Source organism: Bradyrhizobium sp. USDA 4353 (genome assembly GCF_054063215.1).
The window spans coordinates 81,362-100,295 of record NZ_JBSSGB010000001.1 but is presented as its reverse complement, the minus strand read 5'-3'; the positions used below and the strand labels follow the sequence as shown (position 1 = coordinate 100,295).

Genomic DNA, 18,934 nt, shown 5'->3' with positions numbered 1-18,934 from the left:
TCAGCGTGAGGCGATCCCGGCATGGTCGACATCCAGCGTTTGGTCAGCTCAAGCAGGGTCCTGCCGCTCACACATTTGGCAGCGCTGTGCGCGGCCGTCGGCCTGTCCGGCTGCGCGACTGCGCCGATCACGCAGAGCGGCGCGCTCGCGTCCTATCGTTCCCTGGAGGAGTCGAACGGACTGCTCGCCAAGTCGGTGCTCAACATCAACAAGGATAACGTGCTGGCTGCGACGACGGTGCGCATCATGCCGACAACGTTTGCTGGCGACGTCGGCTCGGTGCTCAGCGAGCCGCAGCAGCGGCTGGTGACGAACGCCGTCGATCGCGCGCTGTGCCTCAATTTAAGTGAGCGTTTCACGGTCGTGCTGCCGAACGAGCGGGCCGACCTGACGACGCGCACCTTCATCACGCAGGCGGCCGCGACGGATCCGGTGGCCGCGGGTGCCTCGAAGGTCGTCTCCGCCGTTCCCGGCGCGCTCGGCGTTCCCGTGCCGGTCCCGCGGCTGCCGATCGGGCTCGGCAGCCTCACCATCGAAGCGGAGGCGGTCGATCGCAAGGGACGGCAGCAGGCCGCCATGGTGTGGGCGCGCGGCGCCAACTCGTTCACCAACTCGCCGGTGATCTCGCAGGCCGGCGACGCCTATGATCTCGCGGGCTCGTTCAGCGCCGATTTCGGCCAGTTGCTGGTGACCGGCGAGACGCCCTTCGGCAAGCCGCCCAAGATCCCGTCCATCGAGCGCATCGGCGCCGCCCTCGGCGCCAAGCCGAAGAACCCCGCCTGCGAGGCGTATGGCAGAGACCCCGGCCTGATCGGCATGGTCGCCAGCCGCCTCGGCGCCCCCCCGGAATGGACCGACAAGGGCGCGCCAGCGTCCGAGGCACAGGCGAGCACGCAGATGGCGGCGAAGCGGTAGGGCAGGCCGCGCAAGTAGATCGTGACAGGCTGTCGAAGCTAATAGATGAGAACCAACACTCGCCCCCGAGCCACGCTGCCCTCCCTCTCCCCGTTCTTACGGGAAGAGGGTCGGGGTGAGGGGCCGCCGCACGGGTGGTGCAACGACCAGCCGCCGACCTACGCGTCCGATGGAGCATCGATGGAGCTTCGTATGTGCCATGCCCCTCACCCGGATTGCTGCGCAATCCGACCTCTCCCCGCAAAGAGCGGGGAGAGGTTTACACCGCCGGTGCCGACCGAGATTGCCTTGAGGAGCTCGGTCGCGCGGAACGGACTAGGACAGTCATCATAGATACAGAGGCAATAGACGCGAACTCGCGCCGCAATGGCAGTGCGCTCCCTCTCCCCGTTCTTCACGGGGAGAGGGTCGGGGTGAGGGGCAGCGGCACGGGTGGTGCAACTACGAGCCGCCGACCTACGAGTCCGATGGAGCATCGATGGAGCTTCGTATGTGCCATGCCCCTTACCCGGATTGCTGCGCAATCCGACCTCTCCCCGCAAAGAGCGGGGAGAGGTTTGCACCGCCGGTGCCGACCGAGATTGCCTTGAGGAGCTCGGTCGCGCGGAACGGACTAGGACAGTCATCATAGATGCAGAGGCAATAGACGCGAACCCGCGCCGCAATGCCAGTGCGCCCCCTCTCCCCGTTCTTCACGGGGAGAGGGTCGGGGTGAGGGGCAGCGACACCGGTGGTGCAACTACCAGCCGCCGACCTACGCGTCCAATAGAGCATCGATGTAGCTTCTTATGTGCCATGCCCCTCACCCGGATTGCTGCGCAATCCGACCTCTCCCCGCAAAGAGCGGGGAGAGGTTTGCACCGCCGGTGCCGACCGAGATTGCCTTGAGGAGCTAGGTCGCGCGGAACGAATCGGGATAGGCATGGGTGTAGAGACGATCAACACGAACCCGCGCCGCAACGGCAGTGCGCTCCCTCTCCCCGTTCTTCACGGGGAGAGGGTCGGGGTGAGGGGCAGCCGCACGGGTGGTGCGTGTAATCAAACTCGGTTCTTTTCCACTGACTACATCTTGCGATGTCGTCACGGGAGAATGGAGTTCGTCTCCTTGTTGACACCTCCCGTGTGGCTGCCCCTCACCCCAGCCCTCTCCCCGTAAGAACGGGGAGAGGGAGCATACTGCCGCCGCATGCGAGATCCACTCTGCCCATTGATGTTAATCTCGACAAACTACTCCCGCGCCAGCGCCGTCGCCGGATCGAGCCGGGACGCGTTGCGGGCGGGCATGTAGCCGAAGCCGATGCCGATGGCCATGGAGATCACGGCGGAGCCGACCATGGCGAGCGGCGAGTAGATCAGCTGGAAGCCGACATCGAGCGCGTTGAAGACGGTGCCGAAGCCGACCGCGAGCGACAATCCTAGCGCGCCACCTAATAAGCACACGAGCACCGCCTCGATCAGGAACTGCATCAGGATATCGCTGCGCCGGGCGCCGACCGCCATGCGCACGCCGATCTCGCCGACGCGCTCGGACACCGACACCAGCATGATGTTCATCACCCCGATGCCGCCGACCAGCAGCGAGATCACGGCGATGGCCGCGACCAGCAAGGTCAGCACCTGCGTCGTGCTCTCGACGGTCTTGCGGATGTCGTCGGTGTTGAGGACGAAGAAGTCCTTGGCGTTGTGGCGCGAGGTCAGCAGCGCCGTCGCGGCGCGCTCGGCGTCGGCCATCGGCGTCGCCTCGTCGACGCGGACGCTGATGCTGCGCAGCACCTGGTTGCCGATGAAGCGCGCCTGCACGGTGGTATAGGGCAGATAGACGATCGGCGTCGAGCTGGAGCCGAAGCCGGCCTGCTGCTGCTTGGTGACGCCGACGATTCGGCACGGTACCTTGCCGATCAGGACCACGCTGCCGAGCGGGCTGACATCGGCATCCGGAAACAGCGCCTTGCGCGCATTGTCGTCGATCACGGCATCCTGTGCATAGGAGCGCACGGAATCGGCATCGAGATAGCTGCCTTCGGCGAGCTCGGTATTCTTGACGCGGAAATACTGCTCGCCGACGCCCGAGACCTGTGCGCTGACCTCGATCGCGCCGAACCGCAGCGTGCTGGTCGTCGACACCGTCGGCGAGATCGCATCGACATAAGGCTGCTCCGCCATCACCCTGGCGTCGGCGAGCACCAGCGTCCTGATCTTGCTGGCCTTGGTATCGCCGAAATCCTTGCCGGGGAAGAATTCCAGCGTGTTGGTGCCGAGCCGGTTGATGTTCTCGAGGACACGCGCCTGAGAGCCGCGGCCAAGCGCCAGCACCAGAACGACGGAGGCCACGCCGATGATGATGCCGAGCATGGTGAGGAAAGCGCGCATCCGGTGCGCGTTCATCGCGAGCAGCGCCATCCGGGCGGCCTCGCGCAGGCGGTCGAGCTGGCTGCGCCACCATGATGCGATCGGCGCCGGATGGTCCTCGCTCGCCGTGGCCGTCGCGGGGCTGGACGCGCGCGGATTGGGGCGGTCGGAGATGACGCGTCCGTCCTGAAGCTCGATGATGCGCCGGGCGCGCTGGGCGACGCCGGCATCATGGGTGACGATGATGACGGTGCGGCCGGACGCGCTGATCTCGTCGAGAATGCGCAGCACCTCCTCGCCGCTGGCGCGGTCGAGCGCACCGGTCGGCTCGTCGGCGAGGATGACATCGGGATCGTTGACGAGGGCGCGTGCGATCGACACCCGCTGCTGCTGGCCGCCCGAGAGCTGGCCAGGCCTGTGCCCGATACGGCCGCCCATGCCGAGCCGCTGCAGCAGCGACGCGGCCTTGCGGCGCCGCGCCTCGGAGGAAAGTCCCGAATACACCGCAGGCACCTCGGCATTCTCGACCCGAGGTCAGCTCGCCGAGCAGATGATAGCGTTGGAAGATGAAGCCGAAATGCTCGCGGCGCAGGGCCGCCAGTTCGTCGGGATCGAGCGAGCCCATCTCGCGCCCGGCGATCCTGTAGCTGCCGGAGGTCGGGCGATCGAGACAGCCGAGAATGTTCATCAGCGTCGACTTGCCAGAGCCGGACTGGCCGATGATCGCGACCATCTCGCCGCGCGCAATTCGGATGTCGACGCCGCGGAGCGCGTGCACGGTTCCTTCGCCCGACGCGTAGCGCCGACCGACGTTCTGCAGATCGATCAGAAGCTCCGCCATCACGGACCCCCAGCCCCGGGCGGGGGCGGCATGATGGTCTGCTTCGGTCCCTCGCCGGCGGCCGAGATGACCACGCGCTCGCCCGCGTCCAGACCCGACTGCACCTCGGCTCGGATCTTGTTGTTGAGGCCGATCCGGACGCTGCGCTTCTGCAGGACGCCCGCGCTGTCGAGCACGCGAACGCGATAGCTGCCGTCCGGTTCGGGGTTGCCGAGCGCCGAGGACGGGATGGTCAGCACGTTGCGCGCTTCGCCGAGCAGGATGTGGACTTCGGCGGTCATGTAGGTCATCAGCCGCCCGTCCGTATTGGCGACGTCGAAGACGCCATTGTAGTAGATTGCGGTCGAGCTGGAGGAGGACGTGCTGCTGCTGCTCGACGTCGTTGTCGTGGTCGAGGAGAAGCTGGAGTCGGTCTTGACGGATTCCGGCGCGGGCTCGATGCTCCCGAGGGTTGCCGTGTAGCGGCGATCGGGATCGCCGAGGATGGTGAAGTAGACGTTCTGGCCCGGCCGGACCCTGACGACGTCGGCCTCGGAGATCTCGACGCGCACCGTCATGGTCTCGACCTGGCCGAGCACGACGATCGTCGGCGCCGACTGCACGGCATTGACGGTCTGGCCCTGCGGGGTGGCGATCGCCAGCACGGTGCCGTCGATGGGAGCAGTGATCTTGGTGTAGCCGAGATTGACCCGCGCGGTCTCGATCGCGACCTCGGCCTCGACGATCTGCGCCTCGAGCTGCGCGATCTGTGCCTGGGTCTGCTTCACGGTGGCTTCGGCACTGTCATAGTCCGCCCGCGACGACGCCTTCTGCGCCAGCGTCGTCTGCTGCCGCGCCAGATTCGCCTCCGCAAGCGCCAGCGTGGCCAGCTTCTCGTCGCGCTGGGCGCGCACGTTGCGCAAGGCGGCCTCGTTGGTGCGCAACGTGTATTGTTGAGTGAGCGAATCGATCTCGGCGATGAGATCGCCCGCTTTGACCTTCTGGCCGAGCTTGACGTTGAGCGCGACGAGCCGGCCGGAGACCTGGGCGCCCACTGCGACGAGCTTGACCGGCTTCAGCGTGCCAGTCGCAAGCACGGTCTGCTCGATGTCGCCGATCGTGACGGGCGCGGTGGCGAGGTTGGCGTTGGGATTGCGGGTGGCGCGCTGGACGACCAGGCCGAGCGCCGCAAGGATCATGAGACCGGTGATCAGCAGAGGCCAGCGTCGTCGTGGCTTCGGCTTGGACGACGGCGTGGTGCCTTCGTCGATCGCGACCGGGTTGGACAGATGGGGCAGGGGTGCATTCATCGGGCTACTTGGGACGCTGGTGAATCACGTGGGGATCATCTGGGCGCAACGGCCTGGGCGAGATGCGGGCCGGTGCCGCTGTCGACGACCTCCGGCACCGAGCTGTCGATCGGGCCGGTCCAGCCGCCGCCGAGCGCCTTCGCGAGCGCCACGTAGTTCTTCGCCAATGTGGCGCGGCTGGCGAGCAGGCTGTCCTCGGCGGTGAATTGAGAGCGCTCGGCGTCGAGGACGTCGAGGAAGGTGCTGGAGCCGGTCTGGTAGAGCGAACGCGACAGCTTGGCGGCCTCGCCATAGCGCCGCGCGGATTCGCTGAGGCTGCGGATGCGCAGCCGCTCCTGGCCGAGGTTGACGATGGCGTTCTCGACGTCCTCGAGCGCGCTCAGGACGGCATTGCGCCAGGCAACGTGATATTCGTCGCGCTGCGCTTCGGCGACTTCGACGGCGGCCCGCAGCTTGCCGCCGTTGAAGATCGGCAGCGAGACGCTCGGGCCGATCGACCAGCCGATCGTCGAGCTCTTGCCGAGATCGCCGAGCTTGAGCGCTGATGTCGAGACCGTGCCTGTCAGGCTGACGTCGGGATACAGCGCGGCGGTGGCCTGGCCGATCTTCGCGGTGAACTGCGCGAGCTGCCGCTCGGCCTTTCGGACGTCCGGACGCATCACCAGCACGTCGGCCGGAATGCCCTTCGGCAGCGGCAGGCGTGGCGCGGGGATCGGCAAGGTGCGCGACAGGCGCTGGCTGAGCGCGGTCGGATCGCGTCCGAGCAGCACGCCGAGCCGGTGCACCGCTTGCTGATAGCTCGCCTCATAGGTCGGGATGGTGGCTTCCGTGCTGGCCGCAAGCGCCGCGGCCTTGGCGGTGTCGACGGCCGAGGCCGAGCCGGCATTCTGTTTGCGCTGGGTCAGCGCCGCGGTCTCGCGCTGCGAGGCGGCGGTACGCCGCGCCAGCGCCACCCGCGCCTGATAGGCCCGGGCATCGATGTAGTTGGAGGCGACGTCGCCGATCAGCGTCAGCAAGGTCGCGCGTAGATCATCCTCGGCGGCATCGACGCCGTAGCCCGCGGCCTCGACGGCGCGGCGGTTGGCGCCGAACAGATCGAGCTCCCAGCTCGAATCGAAGCCGGCCTGGAACTGGCTATAGGTGGAGGGTGCGATCGCGATGCCATTCGTGGCCGAGCCGGCGCTGCGGGTCTCGGTCGCCGACCCGGTGCCGCTCACGGTTGGAAACAATGCGCCCACCGCCTGGCGCTGCGTCGCGCGGGCCTCGCGGATGCGCGCCTTGGCGGCGGCGACATCGAGATTGCCGCCGACCGCTTCGCCCATCAGTTGATCGAGCAAGGGATCACCGAGGTTGCGCCACCACTGCGCAAGCTCGAGCCGTTGCGCTGGCTGGCTTCGATCGCTGCTCCAGCGCTGCGGCGTGCCGAAATCCGGCGTGATGTAGTCGGGTCCGACAGCGCAGCCGGCGAGCAGCGGCGTGGAGAGGCAGAGGGCAAGCAGCGCTGGCTTCACGGGGCTTTGCATCGCGGTTCGGAAGGAGGCCGCGCCGGCTGGACGGCCACGCCGCAGGACTTCCCTGTTGATTGATTGTTTGATCGCTCAAGCCTTAGGCGTGATGGCCGTTGCACAGGGTTAAGTCGCGTGAAGAAATGTTTCCGCCTTAACAATACAGCTTGATTTCGCCACGATCGGGCGCGGCTTCGGGCTGTTCTTTTCGGCCAAAATCGACCATCTTCCGCGCATGATGTCGTCACACAATACCGCCGTGACTATCGACGCCAACCTGCCGGCAGCCGCGCGGATCCTCTGCGTCGAGGACGACCGCGAGATCGCAGCATTGCTCACCGAGCTGTTGCAGGAGCACGGCTTTGCGCCGCGCTTCGTCGCCTCGGCGGCTGCGATGAACGACGTCCTGCAGCGCGAGCAGGTCGATCTCATCATGCTCGATCTGATGCTGCCGGACGAGGACGGCATGAGCATCTGCCGCCGGCTGCGCCAGATCTCGACGGTGCCGATCATCATGGTGACCGCGAAGGGCGAGGACATCGATCGCATCCTCGGCCTCGAGCTCGGCGCCGACGACTATGTCGTCAAGCCGTTCAATCCGCGTGAGCTGGTGGCGCGCATCCGCGCGCTGCTGCGCCGCTCGCAGCTCCATCCCGCCGTGATCGCCGCGCGTCAGGCGCCGATGAGCTTCGACGGCTGGCGCATCGAGCCGGCGACGCGCACGCTGTTCGATCCCGACCGCGTCAAGATCACCTTGACCAGCGCCGAGTTCGACATCCTCCTGGCGTTCTGCCGCAACGCCGGCCGCGTGCTGTCGCGCGAGCAGCTGATCGAGCTGGCGCATGGCGGCCAGGCCGGCCCGGTCGAGCGCAGCATGGACGTCCACATCAGCCGCATCCGCCAGAAGATCGAGCCCGGCGCCAAGAGCTGGAGCATGATCAAGACCGTGCGGCTCGGCGGCTACGTGTTCACGCCAAAGGTCGAGACCCTCGATGAAGCCTGATAGCAAGACCTGCAGCAACGCGTTCCCGCGGCTCGGCCTCACCACGCAGATCGTGACCCTGGCGTCGTTGTCGGTGCTGTTCGGCATGGTGCTGATGATCGCGGCGGTGCTGCTGTTCTTCGATCCGCCCGACGAGCAGGAATCGCCGGCCTATGGCGTCGCCCGCGTGAGTGAGGCGGTGCATTTCGTCCGCGCCGCCAAGGATCCCGTCGCCGTCGAGAGCAGCCTGTCGAGCCTGCGCAGCTCGGGCATCCAGGTCGAGCTGGTGCCGTTGACGTCGCTCACGCTGCTGCCGAAACCGGAGCGCAGCGTGCCGCTGACGTCGAAGCTTGCGCGCCGCCAGCTCGGCGTGCTGCGCGACGTCACCCTGCTGCACGGCGTCGGCTACGGCGCGGCGCCGCCGACGCAGATCATCGTCCAGGTCGATAATGAGCATGCGCTGGTGTTCGACGACGTGCCGCGGCTGGAATTCTGGTCGATCGTGGTCAAGCCGACCATGGTGTTCCTGTTCCTCATCCTGATCCTCGGCGTGCTGCTGTCGATCTATGCGGCGCGGGCGATCATCAGGCCCTTGTCGGAAATGGCGCGCGCGGCGGCCGCGTTCGGCCGCTCGCCGGGCGCACAGGAGCCGCTCGCCCGGCGCGGGCCGAAGGAGATCGTGCAGGTCGCCGACGCGCTCAACGAGATGCAGGCGCGCATCCGCACGCTGCTCGACGACCGCACGCGGATGCTGGCGGCGATCAGCCACGATCTGCGCACGCCGCTGACCCGGCTGCGGTTGCGCTCTGATAGGATCGGGCAAGGCGACATGCGCGCGGCGATGCTGCGCGACATCGACCAGGTCAGCCGCATGCTCGACGAGACGCTCGACTATTTGCGCGACGACACGAAGGCCGAGCAGCCGGCGCGCATCGAGCTGTCGAGCCTTTTGGAGACGATCTGCTGCGACTTCGCCGATGTCGGCCACGCCGTCAGCTATCGCGGCCCGCAGCGGCTGGTCTGCGAGGGCCGGCCGCGGGCGTTGTCGCGCGCGGTGACCAACGTGGTCGAGAACGCGGTCAAGCATGGCAGCGAGGTGATCGTCAGCCTGGACAGCACAATGGATGGGATCATCGCCATCGAGGTGGCCGATGACGGCCCGGGCATTCCGCAGGCGTTGCAGGCGCGCGCGCTGGAGCCGTTCGTCAAGCTCGACCAGGCGCGCTCGGCCGGCGGCTTCGGCCTGGGGCTCTCGATCGCGCAGGAGATCATGAAGAAGCACGATGGCGGCATCGCCCTGATGCCGAACACGCCGCGCGGCCTGCGCGTGCGGTTGTCGCTGCCGCTGCGCGCGGCGCTGTCCGCCGCCGCGCCGATCCCGGCCAAGGTGGCGTGAACGAAAGGCCCCGCCGGGGGACTGGTCCGGCGGGGCCTTCGCATCCACTGACGGCGGGGGGACGGCGTCAGCTGATCCGCTTCCAGGTCTGGCCGCCGCAGAACAGGCCGCCGAAGGCGCAGCCCTGGACGCGCAAGGTGGTCGGGTTCTTCAGGACGATGGTCGAGTCGTAGTTGCCGCCGCCGTCGGGATCATGGATGCGGCCGACCCATTTGCTGTCCTTCGGCTTCATGTTGATCAGGATCTTCTCGCGGGTCTTCTCGGCAAAGCCGCAGATATTGGTGCCGCACGGCTCGATCACGACGTTGCCTTTGCCGCCCTCGGTGGCCCACAGGCCGAGCGGCGAGGTCGGGTCAGTGGCCGGCGCGGGAGCCTGCTGAACGGCCGCAGGCGCGGCGGCGGCGACCGTCTGCGCCGGAGCAGGGGCGGGCGCCGGCTGCACGGCCGGCGCAGTCGCTGTGACCGGCGCCGGCGGCACCGGCATCTGCACGGTCGAGGCGGGCGCGACCGGAGCCGGCGCGACCGGCGCGGCGACAGCGGCGGGCGCAGTCACCATCGGCGGAGCCGCGGCCGGCGCGGGAGTCGTTGCAGCAGGTGCAGCGGCGGCGCTGGCGGCAGGCGCCTTGCTCGCCGGCGTATCGTCATCGTCGAGCTTGGATTTCAACCCGCTGAGATCGACGCCGGAGACCTGCAGGCAGGACAGCGACTGGCAATTGCGCGGCATAGTGACGCGAATCTTGCGGCCGTCGAAATCGAACGCGATCGAGCTGCCGGCCTGCGCGGCGCTGCTCGCGATCAGAATGGCGGCGGCGGCCAGAGACACGGTCTTCATGGATGAGCTCCCTTCGGTCGGCGTGGTGAACCTGAGGGAACTCGTAAGCCCATGACGCGCACACATCTGTGAGACGCGTCACGGTCAGCGCTCCTTGCCGGCGACGTCGCCCAGGCCCGGAGAGCTGCGATCCTAGATCAGGCCGATCACGATCGCGCCAACAAAGGCAAACGCGGCATAGGCAACCATCGTGCTCAGGCGACCGCCAGAGGTCATGACACGGTTCCCATCATCAGCGTTTCATCGCGCCAATCTCGCGCGCGCAGCGAAGAATAGTCGTCCGCCCTCGGCAGAAAAGGCAGGGCCGCTGCCACTTGCACGGGGATCAGCGGGGTCCGTTACGGAGATGGTTTCTTCTCCGTCAACAGACGGCATTGACAGCTCCTTAAGCAAATTGCCGCAAACCTCTGCAGATGACGCGCGGAGTTCGTTTGTATCTCGTCGGCTCCATCGTCCTTGTCTCGCTTGCGGGTTGCGGCCGTGGATTTTTCCAGGAGCGCGAGCCGTGGCGGGCCGAGGCCGAGATCGCCTGCCTGAAATCGGGAGCGGTGAAGGAGAGTGCGGACATTGTCCGCATCGATCCGATCTCCGGCCCCGGCATGTGCGGTGCCGACTACCCGCTCAAGGTGGCGGCGCTCGGCGAAGCCAGCGCGAGCTACGGCTTCGCCGATGAGAGCCTGCGCCCGCCGGGATCGATCGGCGGCCAGCCGCGCTGGCCGATCAACAAGCAGCCGCAGAATTATCCGTCGTCCACCTATCAGCCCGCGTCGTCTTATCCGCCTTCGAGCGCAGGTTATCCGAACGCCGCTGCGGCCCAGCCGAGCTATGGCGCCGCGCCCGGCGCGCCGCTGCAGCTCGAGCCGCCAGCCGGCGAGGACGACGTCAATCTTCCGGCCGACACGTCCTACCCCGCCGCGCCATATCGAACCCAGCCGGCGCCGCGCACCGCCTATCCGCAGCAGGAGCCGCCGCCGCGGCTCGGGCCGTCACGCGATCCCATCGGCACCACCGGTCCCGTCGCGGTGAAGCCGACCGCCACGCTCGCTTGTCCGATCGTCTCCGCGCTCGATCGCTGGCTCGCGGAGTCGGTGCAGCCGGCCGCGCAGCGCTGGTTCGGCCAGCGCGTGGTCGAGATCAAGCAGATCTCGGCCTATTCCTGTCGCGGCATGAACGGCAATCCGAGCGCGCACATCTCCGAGCACGCCTTCGGCAACGCGCTCGACATCGCCGCCTTCACGCTCGCCGACGGCCGCCGCATCACCGTTAAGGACGGCTGGATCGGCCTGCCGGAGGAGCAGGGCTTTCTGCGCGACGTCCAGGGCGGGGCGTGCCAGCAATTCACCACCGTGCTCGCGCCGGGCTCCAACGTCTATCACTACGACCACATCCATGTGGACCTGATGCGCCGCGCCAGCCGCCGCCTGATCTGCCAGCCGGCGGCGCAATCCGGCGAGACGATCGCCGCGCGCGCGCAGCAGCGCCGCTACGGCTACGGCCAGCGCGATCCCGACGTGACCAGCTCGATCGCCTCGCGCAAGCAGCCCAAGTCGATCGGGCAATTGATCAACGAGGAAGACGAGCTCCGCGATTATTGAGGCTGAGGCTGAGGCTGAGAACAACGGGCGCGAATCGGGAAAGCTCAATTCGCTGTTCGTGTTCGCGCCCCGACATTCGCCACTCGCTTGTCGCTTGTGCGCGTCTGTGGATTTCTCCTCCGCAGGATGAACGGAGTGCGCCTCCTGTCCCGCCCCGGAACGCAATCGCGACCAGCGCAATATGCGCATTAGGAGTCCGTTGACCAATTTTGCCGTCCGCCATTGGCCGACACTAGACCTGCCACACTCGCCAGGAACAAGGCGCGCGGGGTTCTGGTTGCACGCCGGATGGGAGTGGTGGACATGGCATCGTATCGCATCAGGGCGATTGGCGTGGGCTTCGAGGTCAGCACCGAGGAGCATCCGGTGCTGGTCTGCCGCTCGCTGAAGATCGCCCGCCGCGCGGTGGCCGATGCGCAGCGCCTGGCGCTGCTGCCGCCGAAGCCGATTCCGTGGCGGGTGCCGCCGTCGCGCGAGGCCTGCGGTGAGTTCAGCGAGGACGACGTCGATTTCGAGATCGCGATCGTCGCGGATGGTCCGCCGTTGTGCGGGTGACGAGCTGCGGGCTTGTATGGTCTCGCCTGGTTGGGCTGCCCTCTCGCAGCGAGCGCGGTGCGCTCCCTCTCCCCGTTCTTCACGGGGAGAGGGCTGGGGTGAGGGGCAGCCGCACGGGCAGAGCAAGTAATGAGTTCAATTCCTGCTCATTCATGACGGCTTCGATGATGCAGTTGTCTTTCTCGGTCAGGCAAAGACTGTTGTCGATCGACATTCACACCGCCCGTGCCGCCGCCCCTCACCCCGACCCTCTCCCCGTGAAGAACGGGGAGAGGGAGCGCACTGCCGCTGCCGCGTGCATATCGATCTTCATCAGCATCGCTTCGAGCTGCCTAAGTCGACTCCGTATCAGGCCGAGCTCTTCTTCTCATGAAGCCGAGCTCTTCGCCAAGGCGACGGTGCGCTCCCCTCCCCCTTGCGGGGAGGGGTCGGGGGTGGGGGTCTCCGGGCGCTGAACTCGGTGAGTGGCACCCCTTAGACGCTGTTGGCTGTCTGCGGCGATAGCGCGACGCTGATGTAACAGGGCGGAGCTCACCATTGACAGCAGAGTTCGCGGACCCCCACCCCCGACCCCTCCCCGCAAGGGGGAGGGGAGTGCACCGTCGGCGCCGCGACAGCGGGGCGAACGTCGACAGCGGCGAGCTAGAACGTCCCCGCCACCGTGACCCTGAACGTCAGCGGCTCGATCGGGTGCAGGACGCGGTCCATCACGCCGGTTTGGCAGACTTGCGTGGGGACGGTCGACGTTCCCGCGCGAGGGTAGCACGCCTGGAACAGCGCGTCGCTTGGCAGCAGCGAGCCATAGCCATAGGAGATCTGGTTGGCCTTGGTGTTGAACAGGTTCAGCACGTCGAGCTGGATGCGCCAGCCATTGGCGTCGCGGAAGCCGATGCGGCCGTTGAAGACGCTGGTCGAATTGGAGCGGAAGTAGTTGTCCTCCGTCAGCGGCGTGGAGCCCAGATAGCGCCAGCGCAAGCCGCCGAACCAGCCGGTCTTCTCGCCGAGCGTAATGCCGGCCGATGCGATCATCGACGGCGCGTTGGGGATGTAGTTGCCCGGGGCGTTGCCGAGCTGAGCCTGCGGCCAGCCGGCCAGCGAGGCATAGGTCGCCGCCTGATCGGTGTTGTCGCCGACAAAGCGCGCATGCGTCATCGCGAGGTCGGCATCGATGTCGATCCACGACGCCGGCCGATAATGGTTGGTGAACTCGAAGCCGTAGCGCCGGCTCGGCCGGCTGGCCTCGGTGTCGCCGGCATCGCCGGAGAACAGGATCTCGGAATCCTGGTTGAGCATGAACAGGCTCAGCGACGAGTCGAGCCCCGGAATGACGCGGGTCCGCACGCCGACCTCCGCGCCCTTGGTGCGCACCAGCAGCGGCGACGAGTCGATCCGGTTGCCCGGCGCGTTCGGATCGTCGGTGGTGGTGGCGCCCCGCGCGTCGTTACTGTGCATGCCATAGCCCGCGCCGAGGAAGAACTCGGTCTGGGCGAACGGCCCGAGCACCATGCGGAATTTCGGGCTGCCGAGGCTCGCCTGCGCATCGCCGGTGTTGTTGCCATTATACAGCGAGTAGACGTGCGTCTGGTAATAGTCGCCGCGATAGCCGACGGTGGTGCGCAGCCAATCCGTCCAGCGCACCGTGTTCTCGACATAGAGCCCGACGCTGCCTTCGCCGACCTTGTCGCTGCGGACGGGAGTGAGATAGTTGCGCTGGGCCGTGTAGCTGAGCGCCAGCGCGATGTCGTCATAGCGGGTCTGGATGCCGAACGTCGTCTCCATCGGCCGCCCGGCAAAGCTGCCGTTCAAGGTGCGCGACGCATTGGCGCCGAGCATCAGCCGGTCGTCATGCTGGTGAAACTGATCGCCATTGTCGGGGTCGCGCAGCGCGTAGGTGAAATTGTTGTAGAGATCGAGCTGGCTCTTCACCACATAGGCGTTGGCCTTCCACGAGCCGGCATCGTCGGTGCCGGCGATGCGGCCCGACAGGGCAAAGCGGTTGGTCTTGCCGCCATCGGTCGGATCATATGCGTCATAGCGGCCGAGAACGCCCGAGGTGATCGCGCGCTCGGGCACCTGGTCGGTCGACGTCCAGCGGTTCGCATAGGCCATGCCGGTGATCGAGAAGCCGTCGGTCGCCGTGCCCTGCGAGTAGCGCATCAGGCCGTTGATCTTCTTGGCGTCGTCGGGCGTGGTCCACGGGCCGTCATAACGGGCGGCTTCGCCCGCGATCAGCAGATGACCGTCGCCGACATGCACCGAATCCATGCCGAAGAAGCGGCGATAGCCGAAGCTGCCCGCCGTCATCTGCGCGATCGCCTTGGGCACGCTGTCGATTAGGCCGATATGCACGCTGCCCACCGAGGCGAAATCGCCTTCGTCGGCAAAATAGGGGCCCTTGCGGACGTCGACGCGGCCGATCGTCTCCGGCATCAGCCAATTCAGATCGGCATAGCCCTGGCCATGCGCATGCGTGCGCATGTTGACCGGCACGTCGTCGACGAACAGCGCCAGGTCCGTGCCGTGGTCGAGATTATAGCCGCGCAGAAAATACTGGTTGGCTTTGCCTTCGCCGGAATGCTGCGTGACGATCAGGCCGGGCACCGCCTCCAGCACCTCGCCGGGGCGCGTCGCAGGCCGCGCGTTGATCTCCTCGCCGGTGATGACGGTCTCGCTCGCCATGCCCTGCGCGCGCGGCGCACCCGAGCCGACATTGGGCGCGCCGGACGGTGCAGCCGCGGTCGCTGCCGCCGAGGGCACGGCCGCGGCCGTGCGCGGCGCGCCGGGCTTCGGCCGCTGCGCCTCGCGCCTCACTTGCGGCTTCGGCTTCGCGCTGCGTTTGGGCGCATCGACGTCGACGGTCGGCAACTCGGCGGGCGGGCGCTCGGGATGGGCCTGCGCCTGCTGCGCCAAGGACTGCGCCACTGCCGCCATCAGCACACCAACACTCGCCCCACGCCACCGCATCGTCACGCCCCTCGGTCTCGCCTCGGGACGTGCGTCATCATCTGCCGCAAGCCGTCATTGGCCCGCGACACGCTCGCTTGGATCGCCCCGCTGTCGAGTGTTAAAGAACGCTAAGGTGACACCAGTATGATGTCAACGAGCAAACATCATACTCAATATCATACGCGTGGAACAGTGTTGCCGCCGGGAGACGATGCATGCAGCGCCTGACGATCACCATCGACGACGATCTGCTCGCGGAGGTCGATGCCTTCATGGCGCGGCGCGGCTACGACAACCGCTCGGAGGCGTTTCGCGATCTTCTGCGCAGCGGTCTGGAGAGCGCCGACACCGGCGCCAGCGATACCCGGCCGTGCATCGCCACCCTCAGCTACGTCTACGATCACGCCGCGCGCGAGCTGCCGAAGCGTCTCACGCAGGAGGCGCATGATCACTCCGGTCTCGCCCAGGCGACCTTGCACGTCCACATCGACCAGGAGAGCTGTCTCGAGGTCACCGTGCTCAAGGGCGAGCGTGCCGAGGTCAAGGCCTTCGCCGACCACGTCATCGCCGAACGCGGCGTCCGCCACGGCCACGTCGCGATGATGCCGATCGAGCCGGTCGCGGAGCATGGGCACGCGCATAGTCATTCGCACAGCCACAGCAGCAGCCACAGTCACTCGCATTCCCACACCACGAAGAGCGGTAAGAAGTAGTTGTGCTGCTCATGACTGCGCCCTCTCCCCTTGTGGGAGAGGGCATCTCCGGACTATCCGCGCGTAAGGTTGGGTGAGGGGTCTCTGTCCGCAGGCACATTGCCCGTAGAGACATACCCCTCACCCGACCGAGCTTGCTGCACTGTCCTACATGCCCTCTCCCACAAGGGGAGAGGGCGCAATCATGAGCAGATGACGCCTGATGGTGCCAACAATCACCCTGCGCCCAGAAACCAATTTCTCCAATCCCATCAACCTGATTTGCCCTGTCCAGTCCCGCGCGCAAAAATATTCATCTTCCAATTTTCCGAATTTCATGTTTCACTCTGCCCATCCCGCCTCGATCGAAGAGGGACGTTTCGCGGTCGTCACGAGCGGTTGGAGGTGGGGAGCGGTGGCCTGTCGGCGCGCAGCGCGCTGGAATCGCGAGCGGACGAACGCGACCGGCAGGACGGTGAAGTCGTAGGGTCCTGACGCCCCGATGCTGGCGTCAAGTTCGTTGCGGATGCTCAGGGCATCGGACGAGCGACGGTGGCTAACAAGCCCGGACACCGGGGAGACTGCGTATAATCCGTCAACCCATCGCGCAGGGAAGGCCGGGTGTTCTCGGCCAGACCTGTGGTACCTGCCGCCTGCATTTTTTTTCGCAGGCGGGCCACGGGCGCGGCCAGCGCCCGGCCTTCCCTGCGCCCTCCGATCACGACGAGGGTGATCCGATTGCAAAGCTCGGGCGTCCCCTGCCGCGAGAAGGAGAGCGCATGTCTGGAGACAAGGCGGTGGGCGTCAGCGATGTCTCAGTTCTTGACGCCGTAGGTGGCGAGAAACATGCGCACGGCGCTCGACACGACGCGGTGAACATCGTCCGGCGCAGGCGCCGGCGCGCCCTGGAAGATGAAGGGCAGGAACAAGGTCGCCTGGCACATCAGCTGGAATTGCGAGGCGGCGAGATGGCAGTCGTCGATCGCAAGCTCTTTCGCTTCGACACGAGCCTGCAGATAGGCCGCGAGCCGGTTGATGGTGCCCTCGAGGACGCAATCATAGTAGCGCCGTCCGACCTCCGGCATGCGCTCGGCGATCGCCATCACCGTGCGAATGGCCGAGCCGCCGCCCGGGCGGCACACCACCGCGATCCAGGCCGAGCCGAACTCGTACAGCACGGTGGCGGCATCGCGCGCCGGGTCGAAGCTGAAATTCGAGGCGCCACGATGCACCGTCTCCTCCTCGACGATCGCCTCGAACAGGCGGAATTTGTCGGCGAAGTAGACGTAGAGCGTACCCTTGGAGACGCCGGCCGCACGCGCGATCTCGCCCATGCTGGCGCCGTCGAAGCCCAAGTCCATGAAGACCTTGCGGGCGCCGTCGAGGATCTGGCGCCGCTTCGAGGAATCCTCGTCCTGCGTCACCGGGGGTGTGGTGTGGTCGCCTTCAATCATTGGTTCAGGCTGTTCCAGAAAATGCCCGTCGACGCAACGTCGCGGCAGGACGTGAGCGAGTATGTTGCAGCAGCGAAGATATAGATTGACCGAACGGTTCGGTCAATGATATAGGTCAAATTGACCGAACGGTTCGGTCGATTTTTTCGGGGGCGATGCGGCCCCGCAGTGATGGGTGGGAGTCTCTGATGGCTGCTGCGAGGGAACAGGCTGTGCGGGCACGCCGGCCCGAGGCGGAGAGTGTGCCGAGCCAAGTCTCGAGCCAGGCCAAGCCCGAGGCGGCCCGTTCGCAGTCCAACGAGGCCGCGTCGCTCAAACTGGACAACTCCGCCGAGGTCACCGCTGAAGCGCCGGCCGAACGGCCCGCCGCCCCGGCTGGTCAACCCGCAGGACAGAAACCCCCGGCCGCCCCCGCCGCGCCGCCGAAATCCGGCAAGCGCAAGCGCGTGCTCGCCGGCATCGGCCTGCTGCTGGCGCTCGCCGCCGCCGGCTATGCCACGCATTATGTCATGGTCGGCCGCTTCATGGTGTCGACCGACGACTCCTATGTCCGCGCCAACAACACCATGCTCGGCGCGCGCGTCTCGGGCCACATCCATGAGATCGTGCCGCGCGACAATGCGGTGGTGCGCAAGGGCGACGTGATCTTCCGCATCGACGATGGCGACTACAAGATCGCGGTCGACGCCGCGCGCGCCAAGATCGCGACCCAGGAGGCGACCATCGCGCGCATCGGCCGCCAGGTCGCCGCCCAGCAGAGCGCAGTCGAGCAGGCGCAGGCCAACCTCACCTCGTCTGAAGCTGCGATGAAGCGTGCCGGCCTCGACTATGAGCGCCAGCAGGCGCTGAGCACCAAGGGCTTCGCCTCGCACGCCACTTTCGAGCAGTCGGAGGCGGCGCGCGACCAGGGCATGGCCGCCGTCCGCGCCGCCCGCGCCGCGTTCGATGCCGCGCGCGACAATGTCGAGGTCACCAAGGCGCAGCAGGCCGAGGCAGAGGCTCAACTCGCCGAGCTGAAGACCTCGCTCGCCAAGGCCGAGCGCGATCTCGAATTCGCCACGGTGCGCGCGCCGGTCGACGGCACGTTCTCCAACCGCCTGGTCAACACCGGCGACTTCGTCGCGGTCGGCCAGCGGCTCGGCAACGTCGTGCCGCTGGACGACGTCTTCATCGACGCGAACTTCAAGGAAACCCAGCTCAAGCGCATCCGCCCCGGCCAGCCGGTCACGATCAAGGTCGATGCCTATGGCTCGCGCGGCTTCAAGGGGGCGGTCGACAGCATCTCGCCGGCCGCGGGCTCGGTGTTCACCCTGCTGCCGCCGGACAACGCGACCGGCAACTTCACCAAGATCGTGCAGCGCTTGCCGGTCCGCATCCGCGTGCCGAAGGAGGTTGCGCGCCAGAACCTCTTGCGCGCCGGCATGTCGGTCTACGTCACGGTGGACACCACCGACGGCGCCAAGGATGCGGACAATGACGCGGATCTCGATGCACCGGCGACGGTGCAGGGGAAGTAGTACGTTGAACGTCTAAGCCAAAATGCTGCGGAGATTTTGGGTCTGCAGCTTGACCTTGAACGAGAT

At 66.9% G+C, this 18,934-nt stretch carries 14 protein-coding genes and 1 pseudogene; 7 read left to right on the top strand and 8 right to left on the bottom strand.

Annotated elements, in window-relative coordinates; translation table 11 throughout:
- Positions 1-21: 21 nt before the first annotated feature.
- On the top strand, positions 22-915 hold the full coding sequence (locus ACVILH_RS00405) for a DUF3313 domain-containing protein (protein WP_456711108.1): 894 nt from the start codon (positions 22-24) through the stop codon (positions 913-915).
- 1,227 nt (positions 916-2,142) lie between these two features.
- On the opposite strand, the gene ACVILH_RS00400 is transcribed toward ACVILH_RS00405, so the two are convergent.
- The 4 genes and pseudogenes from ACVILH_RS00400 to ACVILH_RS00385 all read right to left on the bottom strand — a co-directional run bounded on the left by ACVILH_RS00400 (position 2,143) and on the right by ACVILH_RS00385 (position 6,917).
- The gene (locus tag ACVILH_RS00400; protein WP_456716830.1) at positions 2,143-2,460 is read right to left on the bottom strand and encodes an FtsX-like permease family protein; all 318 of its coding nucleotides are present in this window, start codon (positions 2,458-2,460) and stop codon (positions 2,143-2,145) included.
- Positions 2,461-2,676: 216 nt separating this feature from the next.
- Positions 2,677-3,997, bottom strand: a pseudogene (locus tag ACVILH_RS00395) (ABC transporter permease); the annotation flags it as partial.
- Between the two features lie 107 nt (positions 3,998-4,104).
- Positions 4,105-5,394 (bottom strand): efflux RND transporter periplasmic adaptor subunit, encoded by a 1,290-nt coding sequence (locus ACVILH_RS00390; protein ID WP_456711107.1) that lies wholly within the window; start codon positions 5,392-5,394, stop codon positions 4,105-4,107.
- A gap of 35 nt (positions 5,395-5,429) precedes the next feature.
- A complete protein-coding gene (locus ACVILH_RS00385) occupies positions 5,430-6,917 on the bottom strand; it encodes an efflux transporter outer membrane subunit (RefSeq protein ID WP_456711106.1) in 1,488 nt (495 codons plus the stop codon).
- Positions 6,918-7,134: 217 nt separating this feature from the next.
- Between ACVILH_RS00385 and ACVILH_RS00380 the strand changes: the two genes are divergently transcribed.
- The gene (locus tag ACVILH_RS00380; RefSeq protein ID WP_456711105.1) at positions 7,135-7,902 is read left to right on the top strand and encodes a response regulator; all 768 of its coding nucleotides are present in this window, start codon (positions 7,135-7,137) and stop codon (positions 7,900-7,902) included.
- Positions 7,892-9,277, top strand: a complete 1,386-nt coding sequence (locus ACVILH_RS00375; protein WP_456711104.1) for an ATP-binding protein — start codon at positions 7,892-7,894, stop codon at positions 9,275-9,277. The genes ACVILH_RS00380 and ACVILH_RS00375 overlap by 11 nt, the downstream gene beginning before the upstream one ends.
- A gap of 67 nt (positions 9,278-9,344) precedes the next feature.
- Here the strand turns inward: ACVILH_RS00375 and ACVILH_RS00370 are convergent, their stop codons facing one another.
- A complete protein-coding gene (locus ACVILH_RS00370; protein ID WP_456711103.1) occupies positions 9,345-10,109 on the bottom strand; it encodes a DUF2147 domain-containing protein in 765 nt (254 codons plus the stop codon).
- Between the two features lie 413 nt (positions 10,110-10,522).
- Here ACVILH_RS00370 and ACVILH_RS00365 point away from each other — a divergent pair, with 413 nt between their 5' ends.
- Together ACVILH_RS00365 and ACVILH_RS00360 are read left to right on the top strand one after the other, a co-directional pair.
- On the top strand, positions 10,523-11,704 hold the full coding sequence (locus ACVILH_RS00365) for an extensin family protein (RefSeq protein WP_456711102.1): 1,182 nt from the start codon (positions 10,523-10,525) through the stop codon (positions 11,702-11,704).
- A 303-nt stretch (positions 11,705-12,007) separates the two neighbouring features.
- Positions 12,008-12,259, top strand: coding sequence for a hypothetical protein (locus ACVILH_RS00360; protein WP_456711101.1), 252 nt, complete (start codon positions 12,008-12,010; stop codon positions 12,257-12,259).
- A 79-nt stretch (positions 12,260-12,338) separates the two neighbouring features.
- Here ACVILH_RS00360 and ACVILH_RS00355 read toward each other — a convergent pair whose 3' ends face one another.
- Positions 12,339-12,473, bottom strand: a complete 135-nt coding sequence (locus ACVILH_RS00355) for a hypothetical protein (protein ID WP_456711100.1) — start codon at positions 12,471-12,473, stop codon at positions 12,339-12,341.
- A 428-nt stretch (positions 12,474-12,901) separates the two neighbouring features.
- Positions 12,902-15,223 (bottom strand): TonB-dependent receptor, encoded by a 2,322-nt coding sequence (locus tag ACVILH_RS00350; RefSeq protein WP_456711099.1) that lies wholly within the window; start codon positions 15,221-15,223, stop codon positions 12,902-12,904.
- 197 nt (positions 15,224-15,420) lie between these two features.
- Here ACVILH_RS00350 and nikR point away from each other — a divergent pair, with 197 nt between their 5' ends.
- Positions 15,421-15,918 carry a nickel-responsive transcriptional regulator NikR gene (nikR, locus tag ACVILH_RS00345; RefSeq protein WP_456711098.1) on the top strand — a complete coding sequence of 166 codons (498 nt, stop codon included), beginning with the start codon at positions 15,421-15,423 and terminating at the stop codon, positions 15,916-15,918.
- Positions 15,919-16,712: 794 nt separating this feature from the next.
- Here nikR and ACVILH_RS00340 read toward each other — a convergent pair.
- Complete coding sequence (locus ACVILH_RS00340) at positions 16,713-17,351, bottom strand: TetR/AcrR family transcriptional regulator (RefSeq protein ID WP_456711097.1); 639 nt, start codon at positions 17,349-17,351, stop codon at positions 16,713-16,715.
- 188 nt (positions 17,352-17,539) lie between these two features.
- On the opposite strand from ACVILH_RS00340, the gene ACVILH_RS00335 reads away from it, so the two are divergent.
- Positions 17,540-18,868: an HlyD family efflux transporter periplasmic adaptor subunit gene (locus ACVILH_RS00335; RefSeq protein ID WP_456711096.1), complete on the top strand. Its 1,329-nt coding sequence runs from the start codon at positions 17,540-17,542 to the stop codon at positions 18,866-18,868.
- The last annotated feature ends 66 nt before the right edge of the window (positions 18,869-18,934 follow it).

Excerpts from the sequence above, each read along its gene's own strand:
- ACVILH_RS00405 (WP_456711108.1), top strand. The coding sequence starts at position 22 with ATGGTCGACATCCAGCGTTTGGTCAGCTCAAGCAGGGTCCTGCCGCTC.
- ACVILH_RS00400 (WP_456716830.1), bottom strand. The coding sequence starts at position 2,460 with ATGCTGGTGTCGGTGTCCGAGCGCGTCGGCGAGATCGGCGTGCGCATG.
- ACVILH_RS00390 (WP_456711107.1), bottom strand. The coding sequence starts at position 5,394 with ATGAATGCACCCCTGCCCCATCTGTCCAACCCGGTCGCGATCGACGAA.
- ACVILH_RS00385 (WP_456711106.1), bottom strand. The coding sequence starts at position 6,917 with ATGCAAAGCCCCGTGAAGCCAGCGCTGCTTGCCCTCTGCCTCTCCACG.
- ACVILH_RS00380 (WP_456711105.1), top strand. The coding sequence starts at position 7,135 with ATGATGTCGTCACACAATACCGCCGTGACTATCGACGCCAACCTGCCG.
- ACVILH_RS00375 (WP_456711104.1), top strand. The coding sequence starts at position 7,892 with ATGAAGCCTGATAGCAAGACCTGCAGCAACGCGTTCCCGCGGCTCGGC.
- ACVILH_RS00370 (WP_456711103.1), bottom strand. The coding sequence starts at position 10,109 with ATGAAGACCGTGTCTCTGGCCGCCGCCGCCATTCTGATCGCGAGCAGC.
- ACVILH_RS00365 (WP_456711102.1), top strand. The coding sequence starts at position 10,523 with ATGACGCGCGGAGTTCGTTTGTATCTCGTCGGCTCCATCGTCCTTGTC.
- ACVILH_RS00360 (WP_456711101.1), top strand. The coding sequence starts at position 12,008 with ATGGCATCGTATCGCATCAGGGCGATTGGCGTGGGCTTCGAGGTCAGC.
- ACVILH_RS00355 (WP_456711100.1), bottom strand. The coding sequence starts at position 12,473 with ATGTCGATCGACAACAGTCTTTGCCTGACCGAGAAAGACAACTGCATC.
- ACVILH_RS00350 (WP_456711099.1), bottom strand. The coding sequence starts at position 15,223 with ATGCGGTGGCGTGGGGCGAGTGTTGGTGTGCTGATGGCGGCAGTGGCG.
- nikR (WP_456711098.1), top strand. The coding sequence starts at position 15,421 with ATGCAGCGCCTGACGATCACCATCGACGACGATCTGCTCGCGGAGGTC.
- ACVILH_RS00340 (WP_456711097.1), bottom strand. The coding sequence starts at position 17,351 with ATGATTGAAGGCGACCACACCACACCCCCGGTGACGCAGGACGAGGAT.
- ACVILH_RS00335 (WP_456711096.1), top strand. The coding sequence starts at position 17,540 with ATGGCTGCTGCGAGGGAACAGGCTGTGCGGGCACGCCGGCCCGAGGCG.